Source organism: Limimaricola sp. AA108-03 (assembly GCF_050847355.1).
GTDB lineage: Bacteria > Pseudomonadota > Alphaproteobacteria > Rhodobacterales > Rhodobacteraceae > Limimaricola.
Genome location: NZ_CP193755.1, coordinates 1,767,876 through 1,777,444, shown reverse-complemented (window position 1 = coordinate 1,777,444; position 9,569 = coordinate 1,767,876). Strand labels below are relative to the sequence as shown.

The 9,569-nt window shown below is 67.7% G+C and carries 11 protein-coding genes; 4 read left to right on the top strand and 7 right to left on the bottom strand.

From position 1 onward, the window contains the following. Positions 1 to 11: 11 nt before the first annotated feature. From ACRAQ3_RS08775 to rpsF, 6 genes are all read right to left on the bottom strand, one after another. Positions 12 to 557, bottom strand: a complete 546-nt coding sequence (locus ACRAQ3_RS08775; protein WP_432254348.1) for an N-acetyltransferase family protein — start codon at positions 555 to 557, stop codon at positions 12 to 14. Between the two features lie 252 nt (positions 558 to 809). Continuing rightward, a complete protein-coding gene (locus ACRAQ3_RS08770) occupies positions 810 to 2,768 on the bottom strand; it encodes a bifunctional 2',3'-cyclic-nucleotide 2'-phosphodiesterase/3'-nucleotidase (RefSeq protein WP_432254347.1) in 1,959 nt (652 codons plus the stop codon). Positions 2,769 to 3,040: 272 nt separating this feature from the next. Continuing rightward, positions 3,041 to 4,039, bottom strand: a complete 999-nt coding sequence (locus tag ACRAQ3_RS08765) for a PAS domain-containing protein (protein ID WP_432254346.1) — start codon at positions 4,037 to 4,039, stop codon at positions 3,041 to 3,043. Between the two features lie 232 nt (positions 4,040 to 4,271). Then, positions 4,272 to 4,856, bottom strand: a complete 585-nt coding sequence (gene rplI / locus ACRAQ3_RS08760) for a 50S ribosomal protein L9 (RefSeq protein ID WP_269397138.1) — start codon at positions 4,854 to 4,856, stop codon at positions 4,272 to 4,274. A gap of 12 nt (positions 4,857 to 4,868) precedes the next feature. After that, positions 4,869 to 5,096: a 30S ribosomal protein S18 gene (rpsR, locus tag ACRAQ3_RS08755; RefSeq protein WP_017929480.1), complete on the bottom strand. Its 228-nt coding sequence runs from the start codon at positions 5,094 to 5,096 to the stop codon at positions 4,869 to 4,871. Positions 5,097 to 5,120: 24 nt separating this feature from the next. Beyond that, positions 5,121 to 5,474, bottom strand: coding sequence for a 30S ribosomal protein S6 (gene rpsF, locus ACRAQ3_RS08750; RefSeq protein WP_085897358.1), 354 nt, complete (start codon positions 5,472 to 5,474; stop codon positions 5,121 to 5,123). 256 nt (positions 5,475 to 5,730) lie between these two features. Between rpsF and ACRAQ3_RS08745 the strand changes: the two genes are divergently transcribed. The 4 genes from ACRAQ3_RS08745 (at position 5,731) to ACRAQ3_RS08730 (ending at position 8,560) form a co-directional block, all read left to right on the top strand. Then, the gene (locus tag ACRAQ3_RS08745; RefSeq protein WP_432254345.1) at positions 5,731 to 6,285 is read left to right on the top strand and encodes a hypothetical protein; all 555 of its coding nucleotides are present in this window, start codon (positions 5,731 to 5,733) and stop codon (positions 6,283 to 6,285) included. A gap of 72 nt (positions 6,286 to 6,357) precedes the next feature. After that, positions 6,358 to 7,284, top strand: coding sequence for an ACP S-malonyltransferase (gene fabD, locus ACRAQ3_RS08740; RefSeq protein ID WP_432254344.1), 927 nt, complete (start codon positions 6,358 to 6,360; stop codon positions 7,282 to 7,284). A 122-nt stretch (positions 7,285 to 7,406) separates the two neighbouring features. Further along, the gene (fabG, locus tag ACRAQ3_RS08735; RefSeq protein WP_269397141.1) at positions 7,407 to 8,144 is read left to right on the top strand and encodes a 3-oxoacyl-[acyl-carrier-protein] reductase; all 738 of its coding nucleotides are present in this window, start codon (positions 7,407 to 7,409) and stop codon (positions 8,142 to 8,144) included. Positions 8,145 to 8,326: 182 nt separating this feature from the next. Further along, positions 8,327 to 8,560, top strand: a complete 234-nt coding sequence (locus ACRAQ3_RS08730; RefSeq protein ID WP_017929475.1) for an acyl carrier protein — start codon at positions 8,327 to 8,329, stop codon at positions 8,558 to 8,560. Positions 8,561 to 8,626: 66 nt separating this feature from the next. Here the strand turns inward: ACRAQ3_RS08730 and ACRAQ3_RS08725 are convergent, their stop codons facing one another. After that, on the bottom strand, positions 8,627 to 9,445 hold the full coding sequence (locus ACRAQ3_RS08725; RefSeq protein WP_432254343.1) for a PilZ domain-containing protein: 819 nt from the start codon (positions 9,443 to 9,445) through the stop codon (positions 8,627 to 8,629). Between the last annotated feature and the right edge of the window lie 124 nt (positions 9,446 to 9,569).

Genomic DNA, 9,569 nt, shown 5'->3' with positions numbered 1-9,569 from the left:
GCTCAGCAAGTTCAGGTTGGCCTACGCCATTCATACAACGCGTCAGGGGCCTTTTCTGCATTCGATGACCCGTCGGTTTCACTTATCTTTTGAAACTCGTTGCGTTGGTAGAAGCTAATGGCGCGTTTATTCTCCTGAAACACCCAAAGGCGTAGCAGGTCATGGCTTTCTTTTGCCTTATTTAAGAGAGATTCGCCAATTGACCTACCGACATGCGTTGGCAAAAGGTAGAGATGATCCACCCAGCCCTTCTGGAAAGCGCAAAAGCCAATAATATGTTCATTTTCGATCGCAACCCAGACGTCGCACTCTAAGAAAACACTGTTTCTGTAAAATTTCTTGTCGTCATCAAAAGAATGCAAGTCGGGCAGATATGGCAGGAAATGCGATCGAGATTTACGTGCAATCGCTGCGACGGCATCGGATTCCGCAGAAACCGCCTGCCTGATCGATATCTTAGTAGTATTCATTAATGTCTGTTCCACCCGGACATTGCAACGAACGGCACTGACCACATCAGGCAGTGTATCGTTTAAAGCGCTCGTGTCTTCGTTCATTGACAAAGTGTAAGGTCAGCTTCGTCAGCATGGCAGACATCAATCAGAGGCTCCCGACGATTTTTTCGGGAGCCTCTGATTGCCATGACTTTGCAGTCCTAAGGGCCTTCGCGGGAGGCTGCACCACGAAGTGCAAAGGGCTGGGATTCGCAGGGGATCGGCCCCAGCCTCCTGCGTGTCGAGGAGGCGGCTCGGAGGCGAACCACGAAGCGGTGGAGCCGCCGGGCGCCGTGGCGCCCGGCGGCCTTGGCGTCAGAGCCGGATCACGAAGCGGGCGAAGCCGTCGGGGCCGTCGCCGGCGGGCGCGATCTGCACGCCCTTCACGTCGTTGAGGTATTCGGCCGCGCGGGGGCCGGTGTCGAACAGCACCGTGGTGCCGTCCATCGGCGTGAATTGCCAGTTGGCATCTGCCGAGGGGCTGATCGTACCCTGCTCGACGATGTAGCGCACGATCACGTCGCGGTTGGTGTCGGGGGCCTCGAACACGATGGTGGAGCCGTCGGCCCCGGGGAAGGAGCCGCCCCCCGTCGCGCGGTAGTTGTTCGTCGCGATGATGAACTCCTGCTCGGGGTCGATCGGCTGGCCCTCGAATTGCAGGTTCTTGATGCGGTTCGCCTCGGGCGCCACGACGTTGCCCTCGCGGTCGAACTTTGCCGGTTCCGACAGGTCGATCTCGTAGGTCACGCCGTCGATCACGTCGAAATTGTAGGAGGGGAACTCGTCATTGAGCAGGACCTGATCCTCGCGGCCCGGCTCGATCCGGTTGAACATCCCCGCCGAACGCTCGAGCCAGTCCTTGACCTCGGCCCCGGTCACCCGCACCGCGCGCACCGTGTTGGGATAGAGGTAGAGATCGGCCACGTTCTTGATCGCCACGTCGCCGGTGGGCACGTCGGTATAGTAGTCCGGGCCGCCGCGACCGCCCGCCTTGAAGGGCGCCGCCGCCGAGAGGATCGGCAGCCCCTCGTGCTCGGTGCCCGCGAGCATCTGCTCGATATACCAGGTCTGGGCGTTGGAGACGATCTGCACGCTCGGATCGTCGGCCACCAGCGCGAAGTAGCTGTGCAGCGGCGCGTCGGTCTTGCCCACGGCGCGGCGCACGTAGTCGAGCGTCTCCTGATGCTCCTGCGCCACCGACTCCAGCACCGGCTCGAAGCTCTCGACCAGCGGCGTGATCGAGCGGTCCTCGCCGCGCTCGTAGATCGGCCGCGCCTCGACCTCCGATCCGGCGACGCGCCAGCCTTCGCCGTCGCGCTCCAGCATCAGGTCGACGAGACCCATGTGGGAGCCCCAGAAACCCGCCATCACGCCCGGCTTGCCGTTGATCGTGCCGGCGGCGACATCGACGCCCTCGTGATCCTCGTAGTCGGGGCCGGGGAAGACGAGGTGGCTGTGGCCGGTGAGGACCACGTCGATGCCGTCGACGCCGGCCAGCGGGATCGCGGCGTTCTCCATGCCCTCGCTATGCTCGACCGGGCCGATGCCGCTATGGCTCAGCGCCACGACGATATGCGCGCCTTCCTCCTTCATCTTCGGCACGTAGGCCTCGGCGGCGCGCACGATGTCGCGCGGCTCGACCTTGCCCTCGAGATGCTTGCGGTCCCAGTTCATGATCTGCGGCGGCACGAAGCCGATCACGCCGATCTTGATGGCGTGGGTCTCGCCGGCGCCGTCGGTGATCTCGCGGTCGAGGATCACGTAGGGCGGCACGAGGGTCTCGTCGCCGGTGATCTCCTCGCCCATGCTGGTCACGACGTTGGCCGAGACGATCGGGAAGGCGGCGCCCGAGACCGAGTTCATCAGGAACTCCAGCCCGTAGTTGAACTCGTGGTTGCCCAGCGTCGAGGCGTCGAAGCCCAGTGTGTTCATCGCCTCGATCACCGGGTGCATGGCGCCCTCGGGCATGCCGCGTTCATAGGCGATGTAGTCGCCCATCGGGTTGCCCTGCAGGAAATCGCCATTGTCGAACAGCACCGAGTTGGTGGCCTCGGACCGGATGTCCTCGATCAGGCTGGCGGTGCGGGCGAGGCCGACGGTGTCGATCTCCTTGTCGGCGTAATAATCATAGGGGTAGACGTGGACGTGCAGGTCCGTCGTCTCCATGATGCGCAGATGCGCCTGATTGGCCTGCGCGCGGACCGAGAAGGGGTGCAGCGCCAGCATGGCCGAGCTTCCGGCGAGAAAGCCGCGGCGGTTCAGGATCAGTGCCATTGATCGTCTCCCTGGTGTCGGGGGTCGTTTCGCCCCCGTAATTGGTGGCCGCAGGGTAGCGGCTTCGCGTCACAGGGGAATGACCATTCGCAGGCTGCCGTGGCGGAAGCCTGCATGCCGCCCCGGCTGGCGGCATCGGCCAGGGCAGGGGCAGGCGCGTGCGCAATTGCGGCGTCTCGCGTGCGCGGGCAGGGCGTCCGTATCCAGCAGGGTGGCGGCAATGAAGGATCATCGACCGGAACATCGCGCGCCGGGCGCGCGGCCGGGCCGGTTCAGCGGTCGGCGGGAAAGGCAAGCCGGGCCACCAGCCCCTCGCGCTGCCAGTCGAGCTCGAGCGTGCCGCCGACACCGGCCACCAGCGAGCGGATGATGCCGGAGCCGCTGCGCCGCTCGGGCGCCACCACCTCGGGGCCGCCGCGCTCCGTCCAGCACAGCCTCAGCCCGTCATCGGCCGAGACCTCGAACGCGACCCGGCCCTCATGGGCGCCCAAGGCGCCATGCTTCACCGAATTGGTCGCCAGCTCGTGGACCGTGAGGGTCAGCGCCGAGACGAGATCGGCGGGGACCTGCGGATCGTCGCCCCCGAAGGCGAATTGGGCGTCGCCGCGCGGCGCGTAGGCGTCGAGGATCGGCCGCAGCAGTTCGCGCAGCCGCGCCGCACTTTCGGAGCTGTCGCCGATGGTGCGGAAATGCGCCTCGCTCAGGGTCTTGAGCCGCCCGTCGACGATCCGGGCCAGCGTCTGGACGTCCGCGGCCTCGCGCGCCGACATGCGGATCATCACCGACATGACGTTGACGATGTTGCGCAGCCGATGGCCCAGCTCGCGATCGGCCAGCTCGCGCGCCTGTCGCTCGCCCTCGCGGCGCGACGAGGTGTCGAGCTGCGAGCCGAAGAACAGCACCGGCGTGCCGTCCTCGCCCATGATCGGTCCGATCTGCAGCGCGTTGACGAAGCTGGTGCCGTCCTTGCGGTAGTTCAGGATCTCGACCGTGTCGACCTCGCCGCTGGCGATGATCCGGCGGATCCGGTCGATGCTGGCCTCGGTGGTGTCGCGGCCCTGCAGGAAGCGGCAGTTGCGGCCGACGACCTCCTCGATCGGGTAACCGGTCAGCGCGCAGAACGCCGCGTTGGCGAAGACGATCGGGTTGTCGGGCAGGGTCGGATCGGTGATGCACAAGGGCAGCCGGGCATGCCGGATGGTCTCGAGGAGCCGTTCCTCGTTCAGCCGGTCGGTTTCCGGCCGCGTGGTCGTGTCCGCTTCGATATTCACCGCCCGTCCATCTCCCGGTCGTTGCGCCCATTGCCCGAGCGAGGCCGGACGGGCCCGGCACTCGAGTACAGTCGGATCATATAGGCCGCCGCCGGGGGTGTCAGTAGGGGGGAAAAGCGTACCGACCGGCGACACGGCGTCGCGTCCGCGAGGCTGGCGCATCCTGTCTCCCGAAATGAACATGGCCGCGTCTTTCGACGCGGCCATGTCCTCATGCCGGTTCAGGCGGGCTTCAGCCCTCCTGGCCCTCGTCGTCATTGGCGGCGCCGCCAATGTCGTCGAACAGGCCCTGGATCTCGAACTCGGCGGCGGCTTCCTCTTCCGCGGCCAGATCCTGGATCGACTTGCCCGACGCCTGCAGCTCGGCCTCTTCGGGCGAGCGGGCGACGTTGATCTCGATCGTGGCGTCGACCTCGGGGTGCAGGACCACGGTCACCTCGTAGAGGCCGAGTTCCTTGATCGCGCCGCGCAGCACGACCTGCTTGCGGTCGATCGAGAAGCCGTCGGCGGTCGCGGCTTCGGCGACGTCGCGGGTGGTGACCGAGCCGTAGAGCGAGCCGCCGTCGGAGGCGGAGCGGATCACGACGAACTGCTGCCCGTCGAGCTTCGCGGCCATCGCTTCGGCCTCTTTCTTCGACTCGAGGTTCTGCGCCTCGAGCTGGGCTTTCTGGTCCTCGAAACGGGCCTTGTTGGCCTCGTTCGCGCGGAGCGCCTTGCCCTGGGGCAGAAGGAAGTTACGGGCGTAGCCGTCCTTCACCTTCACGATTTCGCCCATCTGGCCAAGCTTGGCCACACGTTCCAGAAGGATCACGTCCATGAGTCGGTCTCCTTATTTCACGGCGTAGGGCAGCAGCGCCAGGAACCGCGCGCGCTTGATCGCCTGGGCGAGCTTGCGCTGGTTCTTGGAGCCGACGGCGGTGATGCGCGAGGGCACGATCTTGCCGCGCTCGGAGATGTAGCGCTGCAGCAGACGCGTGTCCTTGTAGTCGATCTTCGGCGCGTTCTCGCCCTCGAAGGGGTCGGTCTTGCGGCGACGGAAAAACGGTTTGGTGGCCATTCTCTTATCCTTTCCTGGAGGCGATCAGCGACGCTCGCGGCGCTCGCCGCGCTCTTCGCGCTTCTGCATCTGGACCGAGGGGCCCTCTTCGTGGGCGTCGACCTTGATGGTCAGGACGCGCATCACGTCGTCATGCAGGCGCATCAGGCGCTCCATTTCCTGCACGGCGGGCGACGGCGCGTCCGAGCGCAGGAAGGCGTAGTGGCCCTTGCGGTTCTTGTTGATCTTGTAGGCCATGGTCTTCACGCCCCAGTACTCGTTCTCGAGCACCTTGCCGCCATTGTCGGCGAGGACGGTCGAGAAGTGCTCGACGAGGCTTTCGGCCTGCGCGTTGGACAGGTCCTGACGCGCGATGAAGACATGCTCGTAAAGCGGCATGTGAACTCCAGTTCGATTTCCGGGCGCATTTCATAGAACGGGGCCTTGGCCTTCCGCTCCCCGTTCACGAGAGTCTGCGCGGTTCATGCGAATGCGCGGAAGGATGCGGCCTTATACAGATCATGCGGCGCGGCGCAAGCGGCGTGGGCGAAACCGCGTGGAAAGGCCGATCCGCGCCCGCAGCCGGCCATAATCCCGCCCTTATCCCTATGGAAGCTCGACCTGTCCGATTGCACAGGTTCCAAGGTCGCGCCTCATGAACGCATCCGCCCAAGCCCGCTCCGAAGATGCCCCCCTCGTGCTCGGCTGCGGCCCCCGCTGCCGCCGGCTGGCCGGCCTCGGCCTCCTCGCGATCTGGGCCTTCGGCCTCGGCGTCACCGCGGCGGCGGGGGCGGTCTGGCTGTCGCCGCTGGGCCAGCCGTTCGACGCCGCGCTCTGGGCCAAGCTGGCGCTGGCGGTGGCGCTGGGCGGCGGGCTGCTCTGCTATGCCGGGCTGAGCAGCCGCAGCGAGATGCATTTCGACACCGAGCGGCGGCTGGTGCGCGAGGTGCTGCGCCGCCCCGGCGGCCGGGTCGAGCAGGTCGCGAGCTGGGGCTTCGACGAATTCCGCGCCACCGAGATCCGCGACCGCCACGACGCGCGGCGCATGGCGCTGCGGGCCGAGCTGCGGCTGTCGGGCGAGAACCTCTCGGTGCGGGTGGCGCAGGGCGACCTGCACGCGATTTCCGAACTGGCGCGCCGCATCGAGGCCGATCTCGGCCTGCCGCAGCGGCCGGGCGTGCCGCTGTTCCGCCGCGCTGCCATGGGCTGAGGCTTTCTTGTCGCGGCGGGCCCGAGCCGTTATGCGGTGGCGCGACGCACCGCATCACAAGGGAGCAGGGCCATGCGCGCATACGTTTTTCCGGGGCAGGGATCGCAGACCATCGGCATGGGCCGGGCGCTGGCCGAGGCCTATCCGGCCGCGCGCGAGGTGTTCGACGAGGTCGACGCGGCCCTGGGCGAAAAGCTCAGCACCCTGATCTTCGAGGGCGAGATCGAGACCCTGACCCTCACCCGCAACGCCCAGCCGGCGCTGATGGCCACCTCGATCGCCGCGATGGCGGCGCTGAAATCCGAGGGCATCGGCGTCACCGACGCCGCCTACGTGGCAGGCCACTCCTTGGGCGAATACTCGGCGCTCTGCGCCGCCGGCGCGCTGCGCCTCGACGACACGGCGCGGCTGCTGCGGCTGCGCGGCGAGGCGATGCAGGACGCGGTGCCGGTGGGCGAGGGCGCGATGGCCGCGCTTCTCGGCCTCGATCTCGCCGCCGCGCGCGAGGTGGCCGAGGCCGCCGCGCAGGGCGAGACCTGCCAGGCCGCCAATGACAACGATCCCTCGCAGGTGGTGATCTCCGGCAGCCGCGCCGCGGTCGAGCGGGCGCTCGACATCGCCAAGGAAAAGGGCGCCAAGCGCGCGATCCTGCTGCCGGTCAGCGCGCCGTTCCACTGCGCGCTGATGGCGCCCGCCGCCCGCGCCATGGCCGAGGCGCTGGAAGGCGTCGACATCCGCGAGCCGGCGGTGCCGCTGGTCGCCAATGTGCGCGCCGACGCGGTCTCCGACCCGGCGCTGATCCGCACGCTGCTGGTCGAGCAGGTGACCGGCGCGGTGCGCTGGCGCGAAAGCGTGGAGTTCATGGCGGCGCAGGGCGTCACCGCCTTCTGGGAGGTCGGCGCCGGCAAGGCGCTCTCGGGGATGATCCGCCGCATCGCCAAGGGGGCCGAGACCCGCGCCATCGGCACGCCCGAGGATGTCGCGGCGGCCAAGGGCTGAGGTCGCGGCCACTTTGTTCCACAAATACGCGAACCCGCGCGCGCGGCGATGCGCGCGGGCGGTGGTCCGGGCGCCTCGGCGCTGCTAGACCCGTTGCCAACCGCTTACGCAGGAGACCACACATGTTCGATCTGACCGGGAAATGCGCGCTCGTCACTGGCGCCTCTGGCGGCATCGGCGGCGCCATCGCCACCGCGCTGCACGGGGCCGGTGCCACCGTGGGGCTGTCCGGCACCCGCACCGCGCCGCTCGAGGAACTGGCGGCGACCCTGGGCGACCGCGCCCATGTCCTGCCTTGCAACCTGTCCGAGGCCGAGGCGGTCAACGCCCTGCCAAAACAGGCGATCGAGGCGATGGGCGGGCTCGACATCCTCGTCAACAACGCCGGCATCACCCGCGACAACCTGTTCATGCGCATGTCCGAGGAGGACTGGGCGCAGGTGCTCGAGGTCAACCTCACCTCGACGATGCGGCTGTGCAAGGGCGTGGTACGGCCGATGATGAAGGCGCGCTGGGGCCGGATCATCAACATCTCCTCGATCGTCGGCGCCACCGGCAACCCCGGCCAGGCCAACTACGCCGCCGCCAAGGCCGGCATGGTGGGCATGTCGAAATCCATCGCCTACGAGGTGGCGAGCCGCGGCATCACCGTGAACTGCGTGGCGCCGGGCTTCATCGCCACGGCGATGACCGACAAGCTCAACGACGAGCAGAAATCGGGCATCCTGGGCCAGATTCCCGCAGGCCGCATGGGCGAGGCCGAGGAGATCGCGGCGGCGGTGCTGTATCTGGCGAGCCCGGAGGCGGGTTATGTCACCGGCGCCACGCTGCATGTCAACGGCGGCATGGCGATGCTCTGAGGCCGGGAAGATCGGGGCCCACAAAGCGTTTGCGCGGCCCGGATTCTCTGCTAAAGGACGACGAGATTTTCCGGAAGGGGCCGTCGCGGCCCCTGTCGGTGAGCGGCCCGCTCGGGCATGAGAATGTCCTTCGGGGCAAGAGAAAAAGGCCCAAATGGGCCGGAAAGACGTGAGGAACTGTTATGAGCGACGTCGCCGACCGCGTGCGCAAGATCGTTGTTGAGCATCTGGGTGTCGAAGAGGACAAGGTCGTCGAGAACGCCTCGTTCATCGACGATCTGGGCGCCGACAGCCTCGACACCGTCGAGCTGGTCATGGCCTTCGAGGAAGAGTTCGGGATCGAGATCCCCGACGATGCCGCCGAAACCATCCAGACCTTCGGCGACGCGGTCCGCTTCATCAAGGAAGCGCAGTAACCGACGGGGCCACGGCCTTCCGGCCTGGCACGGGAAACGGCACCCCTCGCGGGTGCCGTTTTCGATTCAGGGCCCCTCGCGCGGCCCGCGCGCGGGCTGGATCAGCGGCGCCATCATCTCCTCGCTGAGCGGTTTGACGAACTGCACCCCGAGATAATGGGTGTTGCGCCAGCGCGGCGCCGCCTCGATCTCGCGATCGCCCAGAAACAGCACGATCCGCGACGGGTCCGGCGCTCCGACGCCGGGGTCAATCCGCAGCTTGGCGCCCAGACGGCTGATGTCGAGCAGCCGCGCCTCGATCTCCTCGCCGCCGCTGCGCAGCCGCGCGGGTAGGTTCACCGAATGGCGCTGCTCGCGCCGTCGTCGCCTCTGCCCGTGACGCACCAGGATCCAGACCAGCGCGCCGCCGCTCCCGGCGACGACCAGCGCCGCCACGCCGACGCCGACGAGCCGGATCGCCTGCCAGCCCCCGCTTCCCGCGACCGCCCCGGCCTTGCGCTCGGCCAAGCCCGACGCGCCCGGGGCGCCGATCTCGTCACCGCAGCCGGCGCCGGCCAGCAACGCCTCCAGCCGCGCGAGGGCGGCCTCGTCCTCCGGGGACAGCGGTGCGCGGTCGAGGCCCGGTCCGCGCGCCGCATTGGCCCAATCTGCCGCGATCCGCAGCGCGGCTTCGATCTCCGTGCGATGCCGCACCAAGGGGTGACCCGCTAGGTTCCACATCGCCCGCGCCGCATCGATCCGCCGCAGCGCCCGGTTCAGCATCGCGACATCGCGGTCCTGCGCGCTCGTCACCACGCGGCCGAGCGCCGCCACGGTATCGCAGGCGGGATCGGCCCGCAGCGGCGCGGCCAGCATCAGGAACAGTAGCACGGGCCAGACGCGCATGGCGGAACTCCTTTTGCGCAGCAAAGCCGATCTTGCTGAACTCCGCGTTAAGCCGCGCAGTGGCGCCGAGCCGCGAATTCGCCACGCCCGCGCTCTTGCTCCCGCGCGAAGCCCTGCGGTATCA